This window comes from Undibacterium sp. Di27W, from assembly GCF_049340345.1.
Classification (GTDB): Bacteria; Pseudomonadota; Gammaproteobacteria; order Burkholderiales; family Burkholderiaceae_D; genus Undibacterium.
This window is the reverse complement of the sequence record NZ_JBMPOS010000005.1, coordinates 76,520-97,142: the sequence shown is the minus strand read 5'-3', so window position 1 is coordinate 97,142 and position 20,623 is coordinate 76,520. Positions and strand designations below refer to the sequence as shown.

General features: G+C 50.1%; 20 protein-coding genes. 19 read left to right on the top strand and 1 reads right to left on the bottom strand.

Annotated elements, in window-relative coordinates:
* The first annotated feature begins 1 nt into the window (after position 1).
* From gspI to ACO0LF_RS11880, 12 genes are all read left to right on the top strand, one after another.
* Positions 2-379: a type II secretion system minor pseudopilin GspI gene (gspI, locus tag ACO0LF_RS11935; protein ID WP_423003822.1), complete on the top strand. Its 378-nt coding sequence runs from the start codon at positions 2-4 to the stop codon at positions 377-379.
* Positions 369-1,088, top strand: coding sequence for a PulJ/GspJ family protein (locus tag ACO0LF_RS11930; RefSeq protein WP_423014302.1), 720 nt, complete (start codon positions 369-371; stop codon positions 1,086-1,088). Before gspI ends, ACO0LF_RS11930 begins: the two co-directional genes overlap by 11 nt.
* Before the next feature lie 8 nt (positions 1,089-1,096).
* The gene (gene gspK, locus ACO0LF_RS11925; protein ID WP_423014301.1) at positions 1,097-2,092 is read left to right on the top strand and encodes a type II secretion system minor pseudopilin GspK; all 996 of its coding nucleotides are present in this window, start codon (positions 1,097-1,099) and stop codon (positions 2,090-2,092) included.
* A 7-nt stretch (positions 2,093-2,099) separates the two neighbouring features.
* Positions 2,100-3,350 carry a type II secretion system protein GspL gene (gene gspL / locus ACO0LF_RS11920; RefSeq protein ID WP_423014300.1) on the top strand — a complete coding sequence of 417 codons (1,251 nt, stop codon included), beginning with the start codon at positions 2,100-2,102 and terminating at the stop codon, positions 3,348-3,350.
* Positions 3,350-3,850 carry a type II secretion system protein GspM gene (gene gspM / locus ACO0LF_RS11915; protein ID WP_423014299.1) on the top strand — a complete coding sequence of 167 codons (501 nt, stop codon included), beginning with the start codon at positions 3,350-3,352 and terminating at the stop codon, positions 3,848-3,850. The genes gspL and gspM overlap by 1 nt, the downstream gene beginning before the upstream one ends.
* A 15-nt stretch (positions 3,851-3,865) precedes the next feature.
* Positions 3,866-4,645, top strand: coding sequence for a type II secretion system protein N (gene gspN, locus ACO0LF_RS11910; protein WP_423014298.1), 780 nt, complete (start codon positions 3,866-3,868; stop codon positions 4,643-4,645).
* A complete protein-coding gene (gspD, locus tag ACO0LF_RS11905) occupies positions 4,642-6,816 on the top strand; it encodes a type II secretion system secretin GspD (protein WP_423014297.1) in 2,175 nt (724 codons plus the stop codon). The genes gspN and gspD overlap by 4 nt, the downstream gene beginning before the upstream one ends.
* A gap of 3 nt (positions 6,817-6,819) precedes the next feature.
* Positions 6,820-8,250 (top strand): type II secretion system ATPase GspE, encoded by a 1,431-nt coding sequence (gspE, locus tag ACO0LF_RS11900; protein WP_423014296.1) that lies wholly within the window; start codon positions 6,820-6,822, stop codon positions 8,248-8,250.
* A gap of 4 nt (positions 8,251-8,254) precedes the next feature.
* A complete protein-coding gene (gspF, locus tag ACO0LF_RS11895) occupies positions 8,255-9,475 on the top strand; it encodes a type II secretion system inner membrane protein GspF (RefSeq protein ID WP_423014295.1) in 1,221 nt (406 codons plus the stop codon).
* A gap of 11 nt (positions 9,476-9,486) precedes the next feature.
* On the top strand, positions 9,487-10,083 hold the full coding sequence (locus ACO0LF_RS11890; protein WP_423014294.1) for a type II secretion system protein N: 597 nt from the start codon (positions 9,487-9,489) through the stop codon (positions 10,081-10,083).
* Positions 10,083-10,919, top strand: coding sequence for a uracil-DNA glycosylase (locus ACO0LF_RS11885; protein ID WP_423014293.1), 837 nt, complete (start codon positions 10,083-10,085; stop codon positions 10,917-10,919). The genes ACO0LF_RS11890 and ACO0LF_RS11885 overlap by 1 nt, the downstream gene beginning before the upstream one ends.
* Before the next feature lie 97 nt (positions 10,920-11,016).
* Entirely contained in the window at positions 11,017-12,279 is a 1,263-nt protein-coding gene (locus ACO0LF_RS11880) for an HD-GYP domain-containing protein (protein WP_423014292.1), read from the top strand.
* A gap of 52 nt (positions 12,280-12,331) precedes the next feature.
* Here ACO0LF_RS11880 and ACO0LF_RS11875 read toward each other — a convergent pair whose 3' ends face one another.
* Positions 12,332-13,327, bottom strand: a complete 996-nt coding sequence (locus ACO0LF_RS11875; protein ID WP_423014291.1) for an NADPH:quinone oxidoreductase family protein — start codon at positions 13,325-13,327, stop codon at positions 12,332-12,334.
* A 105-nt stretch (positions 13,328-13,432) separates the two neighbouring features.
* Here ACO0LF_RS11875 and surE point away from each other — a divergent pair, with 105 nt between their 5' ends.
* From surE to rlmN, 7 genes are all read left to right on the top strand, one after another.
* Complete coding sequence (gene surE / locus ACO0LF_RS11870) at positions 13,433-14,170, top strand: 5'/3'-nucleotidase SurE (protein WP_423014290.1); 738 nt, start codon at positions 13,433-13,435, stop codon at positions 14,168-14,170.
* On the top strand, positions 14,167-15,036 hold the full coding sequence (locus ACO0LF_RS11865) for a protein-L-isoaspartate(D-aspartate) O-methyltransferase (RefSeq protein ID WP_423014289.1): 870 nt from the start codon (positions 14,167-14,169) through the stop codon (positions 15,034-15,036). Before surE ends, ACO0LF_RS11865 begins: the two co-directional genes overlap by 4 nt.
* 45 nt (positions 15,037-15,081) lie before the next feature.
* Positions 15,082-16,020, top strand: coding sequence for a peptidoglycan DD-metalloendopeptidase family protein (locus ACO0LF_RS11860; RefSeq protein WP_423014288.1), 939 nt, complete (start codon positions 15,082-15,084; stop codon positions 16,018-16,020).
* A gap of 237 nt (positions 16,021-16,257) precedes the next feature.
* Complete coding sequence (rpoS, locus tag ACO0LF_RS11855) at positions 16,258-17,262, top strand: RNA polymerase sigma factor RpoS (protein ID WP_423014674.1); 1,005 nt, start codon at positions 16,258-16,260, stop codon at positions 17,260-17,262.
* A 119-nt stretch (positions 17,263-17,381) separates the two neighbouring features.
* The gene (gene rlmD / locus ACO0LF_RS11850) at positions 17,382-18,716 is read left to right on the top strand and encodes a 23S rRNA (uracil(1939)-C(5))-methyltransferase RlmD (RefSeq protein WP_423014287.1); all 1,335 of its coding nucleotides are present in this window, start codon (positions 17,382-17,384) and stop codon (positions 18,714-18,716) included.
* A 224-nt stretch (positions 18,717-18,940) separates the two neighbouring features.
* Positions 18,941-19,366 (top strand): nucleoside-diphosphate kinase, encoded by a 426-nt coding sequence (ndk, locus tag ACO0LF_RS11845; protein WP_110253161.1) that lies wholly within the window; start codon positions 18,941-18,943, stop codon positions 19,364-19,366.
* Positions 19,367-19,452: 86 nt separating this feature from the next.
* A complete protein-coding gene (rlmN, locus tag ACO0LF_RS11840; RefSeq protein ID WP_423014672.1) occupies positions 19,453-20,613 on the top strand; it encodes a 23S rRNA (adenine(2503)-C(2))-methyltransferase RlmN in 1,161 nt (386 codons plus the stop codon).
* Positions 20,614-20,623 lie beyond the last annotated feature (10 nt).

Genomic DNA, 20,623 nt, shown 5'->3' with positions numbered 1-20,623 from the left:
GATGCGACATTTGCGTTCACAATCCGGGTTTACCCTGCTGGAAGTCCTGGTGGCCCTGGTCATCGTTGGTACTGCCCTGGGCGCCAGTCTGCGCGCTATCGGCAGCCTGACGCAAAACAGCAATAGCTTGCGCGCCTCCATGATGGCCACCTGGTCTGCTGAAAACCGTCTGGCACAAATACGCCTGGCGCACGAATGGCCCGCTTTTGGTGAGCGCACTTTTGCCTGCCCTCAGGGAGACTTGCACCTGATGTGTGAAGAGCATGTGATTGCCACTCCTAACCCCTCTTTCCGCAGAGTCGAAGTCTATGTGTATGAGGCCGACAGCCCGGAGCGCCGTATCATCAAGCTGACCCAGGTGGTGCCAAATGCGCTCTAATATTTTGCAGGCGCGTGGTCGACGTAAAACCGGCTCATCTCAGGCCGGTTTTACGCTGATAGAGTTATTGGTAGCGATTACCATACTGGCTATTATTTCCGTACTGGGTTGGCGTGGGCTGGACAGTATCGTCCGTGCCCGTGTGGTGCTGACCAAAGAAATGGAACAAACGCGCGGTATACAACTGGCTTTTGCGCAGATAGAAAATGATTGTGCTCACCTGGTTGATGCCACTAATTTACCTGGGCGTGAAGTACTGAGCGCGGTAGGGCCCAGACTGGTACTGGTACGTAATGTATTTGAAGAAAATCAACCGACTCGCTTGCAAGTCGTCGTCTATCGGGTACGGGACGGTGTGCTTAACCGTCGTGAAATGCAGCCTACCCGTGAATTGGCAGTACTAGACCAGGATTGGCAAAGTGCATTGGCTGATGCTGAAGTCAGCCCGTCTATCGCCTTGCAAAGCCAGGTGACCGGTTTTGATATGCGCACTTGGAAAGAAGGCGAAAATGGCTGGCGTTTGGGTGGTAGCGAAGTTGCTGGCGCACCTAATTCCAACCCCAACTCCAATCCCAATCCCCCAAGTCCAACACCCGGGGCGCCAGGGCTTCCTGCAAGGGAGGGTAAATTGACTGGCCTCGAAATCGCCATACAATTGTCAGGGCGAGAATTGCCAGCCACTAAAGTATTTTTACTGGGGGCAGTATGAGTTTGCAGATGCGCCTCCAACGCCAGCAAGGTGTGGCCGTCATTACAGCCTTGCTCCTGACTACCCTGGCGATCACTATCGTTGCCAGCCTGTTCTGGCAACAGCAGGTACAGGTCAGGTCGATAGAAAATCAGCGCATGCAATTACAAAAAAAATGGATCTTGCGTGGCGCCATAGACTGGGCGAGATTGATTTTGCGTGAAGATGCCAAGCAGTCTGCCAATGTTGATCATCTTGGTGAACCTTGGGCAGTCAAACTGGCCGATACCAGGCTGGATCAATACGTGGAAAATGCACGTACTGACAATGATGACAGCGATGCCACCTTGTCTGGTCAGGTGATCGATGCGCAAGCGATGTATAACCTCAATAATCTGGCGACGGATGGCAATATCGATCCGCGTGAAGTGGACACCTTCAGTCGTCTGCTGGTCAATCTGCGATTTGATGGGCAGTTGGCGCAGCCCGTTGCTGAAATGGTAGCCAGGACACAAAGCAGGGTGGTAGCTGCCCCTGGTTCGTCGTCAGCAGAAAGCGGCCCTGGAAAAAGTGCCTCAGACTCATCGCTTCCTGAAGTACAATTCCTGCGCTTTACACAAGTTGATGATTTGCTGGCAATTAATGGCTTTAGCCCCGACATGATTGAGCGTTTGAAGGGTTTTGTCACCGTCTTGCCACGCAAGACTGCAATCAATGTGAATACTACTTTTGCAGAAGTGCTGGCGGCCAGGGTAAATGGCTTGAGTATGGGGGATGCGGCTGCCATGATAGCCAGCCGTGATCGTGCTTATTTCCGCACTGTGGAAGAGTTCACATCGCGTTTTGAGGATAAGTTGAAAACCGTTGCTGCGAAGGATGTGGCAGTTTCAACCAATTTTTTCATCATCAATGGTAAAGTCAAAATGAATCGTTCTGCGCTGGATGTAAGTGCTTTGATAGAGCGGGCCGATAATGTGGCATCCACCACGATGACAACAACGGTGCTTTGGGTACGGGAAAACTAAATAAAAAATGGCAAGCACACTGTATATTTCTTTGCCCTCCAGAGTGGCGGCACAACATCTGACTGATTGGGCGTCGCAGGCGCTGGCTTTCGCTTTGATTTCAGCGGAAGGGCGTTTGCAACAGCAAGGACAGTCCACCCTGGCTGAGCTGAAGCCGCTTGCTGCAGGTGCACGACAAGTAGCCTTCATCCTGGCTGCCAGCGACACCAGTTTGCTGAATGTCAAAGTACCACCCATGTCAGCGGCAAAACTCAAACAGGCACTGCCCAATTTGCTGGAAGATCAATTGATTTCCGATCCGGCTGATCTGGTTCTGGTCAGTGGGGATGTGGTCAATGGTGAAATCACGGTAGCCGTCACTGACAAACATTGGCTGGAAGGCTTGGCTAAAAGAGTCAAAGACTGGCCGCTGAAAAAGTTTTCTGCCTATCCGGCACAACTGGCGCTGGCGTTTGACGTAGCAAGCCAGACTGCTTCGGCTGTCATCGATGAAAAAGAAGAAGGTCTGGAACTGGGTTTGCGTGATGGTACTGAGCATGGTCTGGGTTTGAGCCTGGAAAATACCGGAGTAGCACAGGCATTGACCATGCTGGCACAACTCAGTGCCAGCCCTAAAGTGACAGCTTATGTTCCAGGCGCGACAGTAGAAGCATGCCAGCTCGCGATCAAAGCCGAAGGATTGGACGAGAAATTGACAGTCATGCCTGTCAGTTGGGTCAACCGGGTGGCTGGTATCAACAGCAGCACACCAGATTTGATGACGGGTGTAGCAGCCGAGCATATGGCCAGTTTTGACTGGAACAAGTGGCGCTGGCCTTTGCGTTTGGTCATTGCCTTGGCGATTATTAATTTACTCGCCTTGAATCTTGAATGGTTCAATATGAAGCGGGAAGAAAAAGATCAAAAGAATGCCTTGCTTCAAATATTCAGGAATGCCTATCCAAAAGAAACGGTGATTTCTGACAGTCCCTTGAAGCAGATGCAGCAAAAAATCAATATAGCCAAGCGCGCGGCTGGGCAATTTGCTGCCAACGATTTTGCCGTGATGGCAGCACAGTTTTCACTGGTGTGGGACAGGGTAGGTGTACCTGGCGGCGTGGCATCGATAGAGTACAAGGACCGATCTCTGTTTGTCAGGGTCAAGCCCAATGTGCAACTGCCTATGGACGCCTTGCGCTCAGCACTGGCTGAGCAATCCATGACAATTACTACCTCTACAGATGGGGCTTTGCGTATTACGACCGGAGGTAAAAGCTAATGTTCAGCGCAATCAGAGAACAATTTAATTTATTTTGGCAGGGTCGCATTGAGCGTGAGCGCAAGATGCTGCTCATTTGCGCCACATTCATACTTGTTGCAATCATCTATGGTTTTTTCCTGGCCCCAGCATTGAGTGGTCGCAAGCAACTCAATGCTGCACTGCCCGTCCTGAATCAGCAACTGGCAGAGATCACTGAATTGAGCAAACAGCAGGCAGGTTTGGCTGCGAATTTATCCGAATTCATTGCACCGGTAAGCCGCGAACAGCTGGAAACAGTGTTGAGCAGGCGTGGCATCAAGGCCCAGACCATTTCTGTTAGTGATGATGTAGTGCGTTTGCAAATTCCCACGGCCGCCTATGCCAGCCTGATGGAATGCCTGGTCGAGCTGCAAAAGGCGTCGAGATTGACAGTGGAAGAAGCAAAACTGGTGGCTTTGCTGGAAAACGGTCAGGTGAGTGCGACCCTGACCTTGAGACAACAAAAAAGCTCTTCCTGAAGCCCGGATAAAACGATGTTATTTTCCAAACGTTTGACCTGGATTTTTGCGGCAATTGCCAGTGTCATGTTAACGGTAGTGATGTTTTTACCCGCTAGTTGGCTGGGTTTTGTCGTAGAGCGGCAAAGCCAGGGCCGCTTGAGCCTGGGTGATGTGCAGGGTAGTTTTTGGCAGGGTTCGGCATTTATAGGAGTAGCGGCGGGAAAGACTGGCCCGGTGACCCCTTTGTTCCCGGGGCGGTTTCAGTGGCGTATTTCACCCTGGCTGATGGTGGGGCAAATCAAGGCTGAGCTGGAAAATCCTGCGGCATTGTCTGCGCCTGTCAAAGTTACCGGTAGCTTTAGTCAGTGGCAAGTCAGTCCATCGGTGCTGTTGTTGCCACCAGAACGACTGGAAGGCCTGGGGGCACCACTGAACACCATAGGGCCTACGGGTTTATTACATTTGTCCTGGAATGAATTGCTGTTTTCACGCAAGGATGGGCAATTGAGCATGACGGGGCATATGCAGTTGGAGTTGGCAGAAATGGCTTCACGTTTGTCGCCCATAAAACCATTGGGGAGTTACCAGATGGCTTTTGATTTGCGTGGGACTGAGGCTGACATGCAATTATCATCTATCAAAGGGCCGATGATGCTGGCTGGGACAGGGAAAATGACGAATGGTCGTTTCCAGTTTTCCGGCAAGGCATGGGCTGAAGCAGGACAGGAAGCAAGGCTGGCAAATTTATTGAATTTGCTGGGACAGCGTCGTAATGACGGTGAAAAAGAAGTAATTGGGTTAGAGTTCAAATGAAAACATTACCATTAAAGCACAGGGTCGCCATGACAAGAAATTCGCTACGCCAACCTATCCAGCAATTGTCTGCATTGACTGGTGCTGCAGTATTGACTGCAGGCTTTTTACTGGCACCCATGGCCATGGCTCAGGACCCATCGAAAAATACGGTAGAAATCAATCTGGTCGGGGCTGACATAGAATCAGCCATCAAGGCCATAGGTCACTATACCGGGGTGACTTTCATTATTGATCCCCGGGTCAAGGGGCAGATCAATCTCGTATCAGAGACACCGCTGACCAAGGACCAGGCTTATAAATTGCTGACTTCCACTTTGCGCCTGCAAGGCTTCTCAGTGGTGACGGCTGATGGCTATTCCAAAGTGGTGCCGGAGTCGGATGCCAAACTGCAACCTGGTCCTACGCACAATACCAGTGCAGAGAAAAGTGAATCCTCCAAAGGTGATCAGGTAGTCACACAGATTTATAAATTGAATTATGAGTCCTCCGCCAATATCGTGACGATATTGCGTCCGCTGATTTCACCAAATAACACCATCAATGGCAACCCCACCAATAACACCGTGGTTATCACTGATTATGCGGACAATATCAAGCGTTTAAACAAAATTATTGCTGCCCTGGATATACCTGCAACGACGGATATGGATGTCATCCTGATCAAGCATGGGATTGCTTCCGATGTGGCGGCCATGGTGAGTAAAGTGATAGATGCTGGCGGTGGTGCCGCCGATCCGACCAAGCCGGTATTGCTGGCAGACCCACGTTCCAACTCCATCCTGGTGCGTGCATCTTCTGTGGCCAAGGCAAACCAGATCAAGTCGCTGATCACCAAACTGGACCAGCCGACTACCCAGCCTGGCAATGTGCACGTGGTTTACTTGAAAAATGCCGAAGCTGAAAAACTGGCGCAAACCTTGCGCTCCATCGTCACGGGTGATACCTCATCCGGACGTAGCAGCACCAGCAGCCTGTCCAATGTCGGCAGTTCAGCCAATGGCACGAATAGCCCAGTGGCGTCGAATGGCGCAGCCAGTACCCAAACCAGCAGCATGCCATCCTTCTCAAATAACAGCACCAGCGGTACTTCAGGTGGCGGTGGTGGGGCGGCCGGTTATATTCAGGCAGATGCATCAACCAATACTCTCATCATTACTGCCAGCGAGCCTGTGTATCGCAATTTGCGCACAGTCATAGAACAACTCGATGCACGTCGTGCCCAGGTATATGTTGAAGCCTTGATTGTCGAAATCAGTGCCGACAAGGCAAATGAACTGGGTGTGCAGTGGATGGGTTTGTCAGGTAATAGTAATAGTAATTACCGGGTAGGCGGTGGCACTTCTTTCTCGACCAAGGGCAATAATCTCCTCGCTCTGGCTGCTGGTAATGCGGCTTCCTCCGGCTCGGTGTTGCCAGGAAATGGTATGTCACTCGGCATATTCAGACAAATCAATGGTCAGTTGGGCCTGGGTGCGCTGGCGCACGTCTTGCAAACTGATGGCAATGCCAATGTCCTGTCGATACCAAATATAGTCACGCTGGATAATGAAGAAGCAAATATCGTGGTCGGTAAAAACGTGCCTTTGATCACGGGTCAATTTACCACGGCCGCCAGTGGTACGGCTGGCGTCAATCCTTTCCAGACTATAGATCGCAAACAAGTCGGTTTGAAATTGAAGGTCAAGCCACAAATTTCTGAAGGTGGCACGGTGAAGCTGGCTATCTACCAGGAAGTCTCCAGTGTCGATGATACAACCAATGCTGCAGGTATTATCACAAAAGAACGTTCGATTACGACCAATGTCCTGGTCGATGATGGGCAAATTATTGCTCTCGGTGGTTTGATAGAAGATAGCACCACCGATGGCGTAGAAAAAGTGACTGGCCTGGGTGATATACCTATTATCGGCAATTTGTTCAAATACCAGTCCAGCAAACGTACCAAGACCAATCTCATGGTGTTTTTGCGTCCTACGGTGATACGTAATGCCGAGCAAAGCAATAATGTGTCGATAGACCGTTATGACTATATGCGCACGCAGATCACGCCATCCAAAGATATCGCCAATGATGGTTTGCTGCCTACGGCGGAAAAAGGGAAATTGTTGACCACACCCATGATGATTTCTCCAACAAGCACGCCAGCAGCAGGTAAGGAAGGCAAATAAACCATGCTTGATCATCGTTTATTGCCCTATGGTTTTGCCAGGGACTTTTCTGTGCTGGCTGTCAGAGATACTGCAGTTGTCAACGGCGTAGTTGAAATCCAGATTTCCAAGCTGACGCCAGCTGCGGCAATATCAGAAGTTGGACGTAAGTTTGGTAAAGTCAAACTATCAATGTTGCCTCACACAGAGTTGGCTGAAGCCATCGCCAAAGCCTATGCGGGCTCTGGCGGTGATGCTGCCGACGTGGTTGGCGAGGTAGAGTCCGATCTCGATTTAGCCAAGCTCATGCTGGATATGCCAGCAGTCGAAGACTTGCTGGAATCGGCTGATGATGCTCCCGTCATACGCATGATTAATGCTTTGCTGACCCAAGCCTTGCGTGATGGCGCATCAGATATTCATATCGAACCTTTCGAGCAGATTTCCGTTGTGCGCTTCCGTGTCGATGGTGCTTTGCGCGATGTAGTGCGTCCCAAAAAAGCGATTCATGCTTCCTTGATCTCACGTATCAAGATCATGGCCCAACTCGATATTGCCGAAAAGCGATTGCCACAAGATGGTCGTATTACCTTGCGCATAGGTGGCAAGCCAGTTGATGTGCGTGTTTCGACCTTGCCAACCGGTCATGGCGAACGCGCAGTATTGCGTTTGCTGGACAAAGAGGCTGGGCGCCTGGATTTAGGGCATCTGGGTATGAGCGCCGACGTGCTGACGCAATTCGATAAACTGATCGCCCAACCCCATGGCATCGTACTGGTTACCGGGCCGACAGGCTCAGGCAAGACCACGACCTTGTACGCAGCTCTGTCAAGGGTGAATGCTGGTACGACGAATATTTTGACGGTAGAAGATCCTATCGAGTATGAACTGGCTGGCGTAGGCCAGACCCAGGTCAATGCCAAGATAGAGATGACTTTTGCCAAGGCATTGCGGGCGATATTGCGGCAAGATCCTGACGTCATCATGATAGGTGAGATCCGTGATCTGGAAACAGCACAAATCGCCGTGCAGGCTTCGCTGACGGGCCACCTGGTGCTGGCAACCTTGCATACCAATGACTCTGCGGCGGCTGTCACACGTTTGCTGGACATGGGTATAGAACCCTTCCTGTTATCTTCTTCTTTGCTGGGCGTAGTAGCACAGCGACTGGTGCGCAAGCTCTGTACGCATTGCCGTGTTGAAAAACAGGGTACATGGCATGCAGTTGGTTGTGAGCATTGTGGCCATACCGGGTATCAGGGCCGTGTCGGTGTTTATGAACTACTGCAAACCACGGATGCTATCCGTGCCCAGATTCATCATGAAGCCGCCGAAGCAGAAATACGGACGGCGGCCCAGGCCGACGGCATGAAGACCATGCGTGAAGATGGTCAGCGCTGGCTGAAAACTGGTGTGACCACGCCAGAAGAGTTATTGCGCGTGACGAAGGAATAAGGGCATGCCAGCATTTCGATATGAGGCGGTTGATACTGCAGGCCATACCAGCAAAGGTGTGCTCAATGCAGATAGTGCCAGGGCGGCACGCAGTGATTTGCGTGCCCAGGGCCTGGTGCCAGTCAGTGTAGAATCTATCGCCAACCAGATGGACGCAGGCGGTAAACGCAAGACAGCCTTTTTTGGCGACCGTATGTCTACGGTGGAAATCGCCTTGTTTACCCGGCAATTATCCAGCTTGCTGGAAGCTGGCCTGCCTTTGGAGCAATCCTTGTCTGCCTTGCTGGAGCAAGCTGAACGTACTTATGTGCGCGATCTGGTTGGTTCTATACGCTCAGAGGTTATGGCCGGTAATTCACTGTCTGATGCCTTGAAACAGCATCCCAATGATTTTGCGGATATCTATTGTGCTCTGGTGGCCTCCGGTGAACAAATCGGTCATTTGTCACGCGTCTTGTCACGGTTGGCGGACTATATAGAAAGACGCAATGCACTGGTGCAAAAAGTCCGTTTGGCTTTCACCTATCCGGCTATCGTGACCGTAGTCGCTTTTGCTATCGTGATTTTCTTGTTGACGTATGTGGTGCCGCAAATTGTCTCTGTATTTGCCAACACCAAGCAAAAATTACCTTTCCTGACCTTGGTCATGCTGGCAATTTCTGATTTTGTGCGTGACTATGGCTGGATTGTGGCGATACTTGCGGTCGCAGCATTCTCTTTGTGGCGTCTGGCTTTGCGTAACCCCGACTTCAAGATGCGCTGGCATCGCTGGCTATTGCATGCGCCCTTGTATGGCAAGTTTGAACGCAGTTTGAATACGGCCAGGTTCGCCAGCACGTTGGCCATTACTACCGGTTCTGGTGTGCCAATTCTGCGTGCTCTGCAAACCAGCCGTGAGACTTTATCGAATGTGGCCATGCGTGCTCAAGTAGAAGAGGCAACAGCCAGCGTCCGGGAAGGTGTCAGCCTGGCACGGGCCTTGTCGGCGCACAAGCATTTCCCACCCATGTTAGTACATATGATACGTGCTGGTGAGGTGACGGGTGAATTACCAGCCATGCTGGAACGGGCTTCCAATACCCAGGAGCAGGATCTGGAGCGCCGTGCCCTGACCATGGCAGGTTTGCTGGAACCTATCTTGATTTTGACCATGGGTATCGTGGTCTTGCTCATTGTTCTGGCGGTATTGATGCCTATCATAGAAATAAATCAGTTGGTACGCTAAAAAGGATAAAAATGAAACGCTTACCTGTCCTTGTGACTTTTCTTATGTTTGTCGTACTTTGTGCTTCTATTAGTTATTGGGGGCTGCGTTTGTTCAAGCCCCAGGCCAGGGCAGTTGCTGCTGCTTTTCAGCAAAACAGCTATGAGCCGGGTACTGGCCAGTGGGGCGGCATTTTTGGCGCTAGCCAGGCAGCTCAGGCGACTGCCAGTAACTATCAATTAAAAGGTATTGTGCTGGCAAAACGGGTTGGTGAAAGCCTGGCTATCATCAGTGCCAATGGCAAACCAGCGATAGCGGTGGCAATGGAAAAAGAACTTGCTCCGGGCGTGCTGCTGAAGGAAGTTCATGAGCAATATGTGATGGTGTCGGAGTCTGGCATCATGCGCCGTGTCGATTTGCCGCAACTGCCAGAGATGAGCCGCGGGTCTGTACAAATACCGTCATTGAACCCTGGTGGCACCGTGCCACCACAAGTGGCGCCGGTGGCTTTTCCTCCACCCAAGCATAATGATGCACCACCAGGTGGGCCGATTAGTCCTGCTGCACCTATGGTGACACCAGGCTTGCCTACGGCTTCATTGCCAACAGCTATGCCGGGTGGTCAGTAATGAGCTCCTGGCAAGACAATTGCACCGAGGATGTACGGCTCGATATACGTCTCGCAATTGAACAAGTACATTCATCCTGGCGGCCTGTCATAGAAGAGGGCTTGCAGCAGGTACATATTGCCAGCCCTAATTATTTTTCTGGATTGCAGGCCTCTACCTATTTGCCGAATCAGGCACGCTTATTTGCCGCCTTTTCCATGCCCATGGATGCTGTGCGATATGTCTTGATGGGCGAAGGCCCTTATCCACGGACAGACAGTGCTACTGGTTACTGTTTCATGGATGGTGCCGTCAAGAGCTTGTGGTCGGATGAGGAGGGCGGCGGCTTGTCCAAGAAAGTTAATCGCGCTACCTCTTTGCGTAATTTCATGAAAATGCTTTTGGTAGCGTCCGGTCATCTGCAACAAGAAGCAACTACAGGTGCCGCCGTTGCCGATGTTGTTGCCAAGCTGCGTCAGGCTGATAGTGGCTATATACAAAGCCTGGAGGATTTGCAGGATAACCTGATTGCGCAAGGCTTTTTATTATTGAATGCCAGCCTGGTTTTTCGAGCGGATACTGCGCCAGTCAAAGATGCCAAAGCCTGGCAGCCTTTCCTGCAAACTGTCTTGTCGGCGCTCTATCAATATCAGCAGGCAGCTGCGATGCGAGCACCAGTGTTGGTCTTATGGGGTAAGATAGCTGAACAATTGCGCCCCATGCCAGAAGCATCGGTCTATGAGCAAATTTGTGCAGAGCATCCGTATAATTTAAGTTTCATTGGCAATCAAACCATGCAGGATTTTTTTCGACCCATGGATTTACTGAAAAAATTGCCAGAAGGAAAAATTTTGTAATATGCTGTTTTAACTTCTGGCTTGCTGACAGGCTTTGTAGAATAATTGGCTGGCAGATCTTTAAGATTTGTTTATCTAATTAATAAATTCCTTGCCTATGTTGAAGAAAATTGAAATTACTCAGCTGAGAATCGGCATGTATGTACAGGAATTATGTAGTTCCTGGATAGACACGCCATTCTGGCAAAAGTCTTTCATGTTGTCGGATAGGGAAGAGTTAAAGAAGATCCAGGCAACAAAAATTCGCCATGCATGGATAGATGTCAGCAAGGGATTGGATGTCTTGAAAGATGTGGAAATAAAGCCACAGGCTGAACCCATACCCGAGCCCAAGGCGGAGCCTGAACCCGAACCCCTTCCACCCATCCCGTCCCCATCGGTGCCACGACAGATCACTGCAGTTTCCATGGATGATGAGCTTGGACGTGCCTCGGCTATCGTCAGTAAGTCCAAGCAGGCCGTGTTTTCCATGTTTAACGAAGCACGCATGGGTAAGGCGGTTGACGTTGGCAATGCGCAATCCATGGTGGAAGAAATTGCCGAATCGGTGATGCGTAATCCTGGCGCTCTCATCGGCCTCGCACGATTGAAAACCAAGGATGATTACACCTACATGCATTCTATTGCGGTCTGTGCACTCATGGTGGCCTTGGCAAAACAACTGGGCTTGTCTGAAGAAGAGACTAGAGACGCAGGTCTGGCTGGCTTATTGCATGACATAGGCAAGATGATGGTGGATGCTGATATCTTGAACAAGCCAGGCAAGCTCACTGATGCTGAATTTGTCTCGGTCAAAGAACACCCTGTGGCTGGTTATAAAATGCTGAAGGGAGCCAATGGTGTGAGTAAGGCGGCGCTTGATGTCTGCCTGCACCATCACGAAAAAATAGACGGCTCTGGTTATCCCAGGCGTTTAAAAGGGGATGAGATCAGCGTGTTTGCCCGCATGGGAGCAGTCTGTGATGTGTATGATGCCATCACTTCTGACCGTCCTTACAAACAAGGCTGGTGTCCGGCAGAGTCCTTGCGCAAGATGGCAGAGTGGAGTAGTGGCCATTTTGATGAGAAAATATTTCAGGCCTTTGTAAAAAGTATAGGCATTTTTCCTGTCGGAACCTTGGTCAAACTGGAGTCTGGTCGCCTGGCTGTCGTGGTAGAGCAGCAAGTGGGTAAGTCTTTATTGCTGCCCAAGGTCAGAGTATTCTTTTCTGTCAAGGCAATGGCCTACATCACTCCAGAGTTGATCGATTTGTCGAGGCTGGGCATGAACGACAAAATCGCCTCGCGTGAAGATGCTGCCAAATGGGGAATAAGGGATATCAATCGGTATTGGTTGGGTGAGGCTGCGAATAACCGCTAACTGCCTCATCCTCTTTTTGTCAAAGCTGAGACTTCAAATTGCTTTGCGGTGCTCAGCTTTCTGTAAAATCAATTCTCGGCTGTATGACAATTTTGCCTGTGACTTTCCGCGCTGCCAGATCATTCAGGGCGGCAGGCGTGTCAGCAAGTGCATAGCGGCCAGAAATATGTGGCTTGATTTTTCCTTCATGCAGCCATCCCATCAACTCTCTCATGGCGGCCAGATTAGCCTTGGGTTCGCGCTTGGCAAATTCACCCCAGAATACACCGACCAGTGAAGCGCCTTTCAGCAGCGTCAGATTCAATGGCAGTTTCGGGATTTCACCATTGGCAAAACCTACCACCAGATAACGGCCGCGCCAGCCTATGGAGCGGAAGGCGGGTTCTGCATAAATCCCACCCACTGGGTCGTAGATGACGTCAGGGCCTTTGCCTTCGGTTGCGGCCTTGATAGCCTCACGTAAATCTTCGGTGCTGTAATTGATGGTAACGTCGGCACCATGTTGTTTGCAAATCTCCAGCTTCTCATCAGTAGATGCTGCGGCGATCACTCGTGCCCCCAGGGCCTTACCGATTTCTATGGCTGCCAGGCCAACCCCGCCTGCAGCACCCAGCACCAGCATGGTTTCGCCGGCTTTCAATTGAGCGCGGTCAACAACAGCATGATGGGAAGTGCCATAGGTGAGTGTAATCGCTGCTGCCGTATCAAAGTCCATGCCGGGTGGCATGGGCATGACCGCATTGGCTGGCGCAACTGCCTGTTGCGCAAATGCACCATTGCCTATAAAAGCGATGACTTTGTCACCGATCTTGACGTGGCTGACGCCTTCACCAACGGCATACACAATGCCAGACAATTCACTGCCTGGCGTAAATGGCAGTTCAGGTTTGAACTGGTATTTGTTTTGTATGATCAATACGTCTGGAAAGTTTACGCCTGCTGCTTTGACATTGATGGCGACCTGGCCGGGTGCCGGTATCAAATCTGCCAAGTCTACTATCGCCAAAGTGTCTGGCAATCCCCACTCCTTGCAAACAACAGCTTTCATTTTGATGTCTCCATAAAATAGTACGACCGTTTGATTTTGTGATTATGCCGTAAAAATCTGTTCTCTGTAGAAATTTATATTTCAGCATCGGGTAGAATACAAAGCATGAAAATTTTGATCAGTAATGATGATGGTTATCTTGCTCCTGGCATCGTGGCGCTGGCGCAAGCCATGGGGTCGATCGCCGAGGTGACGGTAGTGGCCCCTGACAGCAATCGTTCGGGGGCGTCGAATGCATTGACGCTGGACCGGCCTTTGAGTGTGCAGCGTGCCAGCAACGGTTTTTATTTTGTGAATGGTACACCTTCTGATTGCGTGCACATTGCCTTGACGGCCATCATGAAAGATAAGCCTGATCTGATCGTGTCGGGTATTAATCAAGGGCAAAACATGGGGGACGATACCCTGTATTCAGGTACGGTTGCGGCGGCTACTGAGGGATATTTGTTTGGCGTGCCAGCGATTGCTTTTTCTCAAACTGAAAAAGGGTGGACGCATCTGGATGCGGCGGCTCGTGTTGCACTGGAAATGGTACAGCGTGGTTTTCCTGAGCTTCCACAACCATTTTTACTGAACGTGAATATACCCAATTTACCGTTTGAAAAAATCCAGGGGGTACGCAAGTCTCGTCTGGGTAAGCGCCATAGCTCTGAGCCGGTGATTCATATGATAGACCCGCATGGTCGGGATATTTATTGGATAGGTCCGCCAGGAGCGGCAAGAGATGCCAGTGCAGGAACGGATTTTGATACGACAAACAGGCATTTTGTATCTGTAACACCTTTGCAGATAGATTTGACCAATACCCGGCAACTGGCTGATTTGGATATGGATTTTGCATGACGCTCAAAGACAAGCGCTTTCCCTTATCTTTGTCTTCTGTCGTAAATCAAAAAGACAAAACAAGTAGTGGAACAGTCAGACATACCGCAATGCCGCAGACGGCCATGCGCAATGCAGCACATCATTTGAGTGGGGTTGCTGCTGCCAAATTGGCAAAGTCACAGGACTTGCATTTACCTCGGACTGCCAATGGTGCAACAACGGGTTTGTCCCCGTCTTTATTGTCCGGTCCTCTGGTCTCTGAAGGTGTGCGGCGTGCCATGGTGGCAAGAGTGGCGCAGCAGGGTGTCAAGGACGCAACCGTATTGGCCGCCCTGCAAGCGGTGCCGCGCCATCTTTTTCTTGAGTCTGGCATGGCCAGTCAAGCCTATGTTGATGCTTCACTGCCTATAGGGCATCATCAGACTATTTCGCAGCCTTATATCGTTGCCCGCATGCTGGAAATATTGCGGAATGGTGGCAAACTTGAGCGCGTGCTGGAAATTGGGACTGGCTGTGGTTATCAGGCAGCAGTGCTTTCCGTGCTGGTCAGGGAGGTGTATTCGATAGAGCGTATCAGGGCTTTACATGAACTGGCCAAGAGCAATTTACGTCCCATGCGTATCGCCAACATCCGACTGCATTATGGCGATGGTATGCTGGGTTTGCCTGCTGAGGCGCCATTTGACGGTATCATACTGGCTGCGGCAGGAATGGAGGTTCCCCAGACTTTGCTGAAGCAGTTAAGAGTAGGTGGCAGATTGGTGGCACCCGTCGGTGGGCGTAACCAGGTTTTGCAGCTGATAGAACGTACGTCGACTTATGAGTGGCAAAGTTCTGTGCTTGAAGCTTGTCACTTTGTCCCTTTGCATTCAGGTGTAATTTAAGTTTGTTCTCGATGACAATAAACTTGATAGATTAAAAAAAGAGAAATGAAGAAAATACAGCAAATATTACAAACTGGTTTTGCAATAACAGTACTGGCAGGGTTGGCGGCATGTACCACCAATTTGCAAACTAAGGCACCAGTGGTTGAGCGGGGTGTAGAGACTCGGCCAGCAGAAGTCGCCATTCCTGAAGTCGTCAAGCCTGTGGTCAAGGCACCAGACAATACGCGTGGTACTTATGTCGTCAAACGGGGCGATGGTTTATACAGGATCGCATTGGATCATGGCCAGAGTTACAGTGATCTGGTTGCCTGGAATGACTTGAAAAACCCAAATGACATTAAAGTCGGGCAGGTTTTGCGTGTGGCTCCGCCGGATGGTAGTCAGGCCTCTCAAACGACAGGTATTGCATCCAATACTGGAGTAGAGGTCCGGCCTTTGCCTGTCAACCCAGCAACCAACAAAACCCTGCCGCGTGGCGACAAACGTCCTTACACTGAAGCCAATCTGGCTGAATTGCAGAAGGCTGATACGGTAGTGGCGACTGTCGTACCCGTGACTAAAACGGAAACTGTCACTCCCACTAAAGTGGCAGAATCAGCGCCGGCAGAATCTGAGTCCGTGGAGTGGATGTGGCCAGTTGACGGTAAAGTTCTGGCGACATTTGACGATGTCAAAAATAAAGGCTTCGACATTGGCGGCAAGTTGGGGCAGGATGTATTGGCAGCAGGGTCTGGCAAAGTCATGTATGCCGGTAGTGGTATTCGCGGTTATGGTAATCTGGTGATTATCAAGCACACCAGTAATTTATTGTCGGCTTACGCGCATAATAAAGCCATCCTCGTCAAAGAGGGGCAAGCGATCAGCAAGGGGCAAAAAATTGCAGAAATGGGTAATTCAGATAGTGATACTGTAAAGCTGCATTTTGAAATCAGGGTGCAGGGTAAGCCAGTTGACCCTGGCAGGTATTTGCCAGCACGCTAAATATAATGGCTGGATTGTTGTGCGATGTTGTAATTTGTAGAAATTTTGCAATGTGATATTTAGGTTTTGCTGGCGTTCGAGAGGAAAAAGCAGTATTGGTAGATGAATATTGATATTTCCAACAACAATTTGTTCAGTCAGAAATAACTTACCGGACTCGTAAACCAAGCTCAGATCATGCACAACAATTTAAGCACCTACAAGCTGGAAAATTCTGCCGCCAGTGATGAGTCGGATATGTCTGCTGATGCGTCTGAAGGAGATGCGCGTTTGTCTTCCGATCATGAAGATGCCACGGATGAGGTCGGTGATCTGGCGCAAGAAGGACAGGATGAGCAGGGGGAGGATCCGGCAGCCCTCATAGTCGCACCAATTGATGAGCTAAAAAATGTATTGGCTGCTGAGCTCTCTACCGATACCACCCAGTATTATCTGAATCAGATAGGGACGCGTCCCCTGTTTGCTTCTTCAGAGGAATTGCACTACGCCACACTGGCCAAGCAAGGTGATTTTGCGGCCAGGCAAAAAATGATAGAGCACAATCTGCGTCTGGTTGTCTCGATTGCCAAACACTATATCAATCGCGGTGTGGCGCTACTGGATATGATAGAGGAAGGCAATCTGGGCTTGATGCATGCCATAGACAAGTTTGAGCCTGAGCGTGGTTTTCGTTTTTCTACCTATGCAACCTGGTGGATACGCCAAAGCATAGAACGCGCCATCATGAACCAGGCCAGGACAATACGCTTGCCTGTGCACATGGTGCGTGAATTGAATCAAATCTTGCGTGCCAAGTATCACCTGGAATCACAAAGACGTGATGGTCGGGACGCAGCGCTGGAAGATATCGCGCTACTCGTGGATAGACCGGTGGATGAGGTGCAGGATATTCTGACCTTGTCTGAGCATGCCACTTCGCTGGATACACCGCTGGATAATGACCCGCAATCCAGCCTCATGGATATGTTGCCAGGTGATAGCGATGATGCGCCTGATATACGTGCTGAACAGCATGAGATGACGATACTGGTCAGGGATTGGCTGTCAAAATTGCCGGACAAGCAACGTATCGTTATCGTACGGCGCTTTGGCCTGGATAATGATGATCCTGCGACTCTGGAAACCTTGGCGGATGAGATGGGTATTACACGCGAGCGTGTCCGTCAGATACAGCAAGAGGCCTTGATTAAGCTCAAACGTTCCTTCGCCTCCCGCGGTGTCGGCCGTGATTCTGTGCTTTAAATAACTGATAGTCACTGATTTCGCATATTTCTTGAGGTGCGCGTTCGCGCATCTCTTATAATTCCGTCTTTTAAATCTCACTTCCTTCTGGCGCGGCATGTATCGCGCCGCCAATTTCCATGAATACAATAGAAATCCGCTCTTTAGATATGGACGCACGTGGCGTCGGTAATTTGCAAAATGAAGATGGCACCACGGGTAAGGTGGTCTTTGTTGATGGCGCGCTGCCGGGTGAATTGGTGGGATTCAGTACCTACAAAAAGAAGGTAAGCTGGGAAGCGGCAACCATGATGAGCCTGGTGCGCGAATCTTCACAAAGGGTGGAGCCTAAGTGTGAATTTTTTGGCACTTGTGGCGGCTGCTCCATGCAGCATCTGGATGCCAGTGCACAGGTGGCGATAAAGCAACGCGTACTGGAGGACAATCTCTGGCATATCAGTAAAGTTAAGCCTGAAATCATGCTGCGCCCCATCATAGGCCCAACCTGGGGATATCGCTATCGCGCCCGTTTGTCAGTGCGTCATGTGATAAAAAAAGGCACGGTGCTGGTAGGTTTTCATGAGAAAAAGTCACGTTATGTCGCAAATATGGAAACCTGTGACATCTTGCCAGTACATGTCTCGGCCATGCTCATGCCTTTGCGTGGGCTGGTAGCCTCTTTGTCTATAGTTGAAGCTTTGCCGCAAATTGAATTGGCGATAGGTGAGGGCGTAACTGCCATGGTTTTGCGTATCATGGCACCTTTGACCAGTGATGATGAAGTCAAGTTAAAGGCATTTGCTGATCAATATCAGGTGCAATGGTGGTTGCAGACCAAGGGGCCAGAAACCGCTACGCCATACTACCCGGCGAACAGTGAGTTGCATTATCTGTTGCCAGAATTTGGCGTAAAAATGCCTTTCAAGCCCACTGATTTTACGCAAGTAAATCACCATATCAATCGTGTCCTGGTAGCGCGCGCCTTACGCATGCTGGATGTGCAAAAAGATGAGCGTATTGCTGACCTGTTCTGTGGTCTGGGTAATTTCACCTTGCCTATTGCCACTCTGGCAAAAGAGGTGGTGGGTATAGAGGGTAGCGACACTTTGACTGAGCGTGCCCTGGAAAATGCCAGGCATAATGGCTTGGTCGATAAAACATCATTTAGTACACGCAATCTGTTTGAAGTAACGGCGCAAGACTTTGTAAAGCTGGGCAAATTTGATCGTTTCTTGATTGATCCGCCGCGCGATGGCGCCATGGCGGTCTGCCAGGCGCTGATAGATCTGGGTGAGATTGCACCAGAATTGAAGCCAAAGCGCCTGGTGTATGTCTCATGTAGCCCATCCACGCTGGCGCGGGATGCTGGCATGCTGGTGAATCAGGCAGGATACCGTCTCAGTAGTGCGGGTGTCATCAATATGTTCCCTCATACCTCTCATGTGGAATCCATGGCAGTTTTTGATCTGATCTAGATTTTGTGTGCGGGCAAACATGGATATTGTGAGTGCGGCATGCGCCATGTTTCCCTGTATGCAATGAAAGCCATATCTCAGATGCTAAAATTCAAATTGATCCAGTCTGCGACCAATTGTATTTCTTGAAAGACATATCTGAGGCTGTGGTTTCATGTTAAAATCTAAGGTTAGATGAATTCTCGAATTTTTTCTTAACCCTTTCTTTTTATTGGAGTTTTTAGATGGCTATCGAACGTACATTGTCTATTATTAAGCCTGATGCAGTTGCAAAAAACGTCATCGGTCAAATTTACAGCCGCTTTGAAGGCGCTGGCCTGAAAGTGGTTGCTGCCCGTATGGCGCAGTTGTCCCGTGCTGAAGCTGAAGGTTTCTACGCTGTTCACAGCGCACGTCCTTTCTTCAAGGATCTGGTTGATTTCATGATCTCCGGTCCTGTGATGATCCAGGTTCTGGAAGGCGAAGGCGCAATTTTGAAAAACCGTGACCTGATGGGCGCGACAGATCCTAAGAAAGCAGACGCAGGCACAATTCGCGCTGATTTCGCTGACTCTATCGATGCTAATGCTGTTCATGGTTCTGATGCTCCAGAAACAGCTGCTGTGGAAATCGCTTACTACTTCCCAGCGTTGAACGTTTATTCCCGTTAATTCAGACTTTGTCTGCATGTAACAGAATAAAGAATTAAGATATGCACCTCATACAGTCTGGTGCTGTATGAGGTGTGAAAGAGAAGATCATGACGGTACTCACAAATTTATTGGATCTGGATCCAGCGCAGCTCGTCGCATATTGCGGTGACTTGGGTGAGAAGCCGTTTCGTGCAAAACAATTGCAACGCTGGATACACCAGTTTGGTGCCAGTTCGTTTGATGAAATGACAGACCTCGCGAAATCCCTGCGCGAGAAGCTTGCTACGCGAGCGATGATTACCGCTCCCTCCGTGATCAGTGACCATACTTCCACAGATGGCACCAGAAAATGGCTGGTTGATGTCGGTCAGGGTAATGCCGTAGAAACTGTATTTATCCCTGAAGAAAACCGCGGCACCCTGTGTATTTCTACACAGGCTGGCTGTGCGGTGAATTGCCGTTTTTGTTCTACTGGCAAGCAGGGTTTTAACCGCAACCTGAGCGTGGGCGAAATTATAGGCCAGCTCTGGATGGCAGAATTTGAATTGCGTAAAACCAAAGGGATTGCCCCTGGCCCCAAGGGTGAACGTCAGATCACCAATGTGGTCATGATGGGTATGGGTGAGCCTTTGTTGAATTTTGAGCCAACTGTGACTGCCTTGCGTCTCATGCTCGATGATAATGCCTATGGTTTGTCGCGTCGCCGCGTGACGCTGTCTACCAGTGGTGTTGTGCCCATGATAGATAAGCTGTCACAGGAGTGCCCGGTAGCACTGGCAGTGTCCCTGCATGCATCGAATGATACTTTGCGTGACAGCCTGATACCGCTGAACAAGAAGCATCCTCTAAAAGAGTTGATGGCTGCTTGCAAGCGTTACCTGGAGTTTGCGCCACGCGACTTCGTGACATTTGAATATTGCATGCTTGATGGTGTCAATGACACTGATGCGCATGCGCGGGAATTGATAGAGTTGGTGCGTGACGTGCCGTGCAAGTTTAATCTGATTCCTTTTAATCCTTTCCCGGAATCTGGTCTGAAGCGCTCGGCCAATCCACGCATTAAGGCCTTTGCCCAGATTTTGCTGGATGCAGGTTTGGTGACCACTACGCGTAAAACCCGTGGCGATGATATCGATGCAGCTTGCGGTCAACTCGCTGGCGAAGTGCAAGACAGAACACGCGTACAAGAGCGCATGCAAAAAATGGCGGAATATCAAAAGAAGTTTGGCGAAAATTTTGGCAAGATCGTGGAGATCACTCAGTGAAAATTTCTCA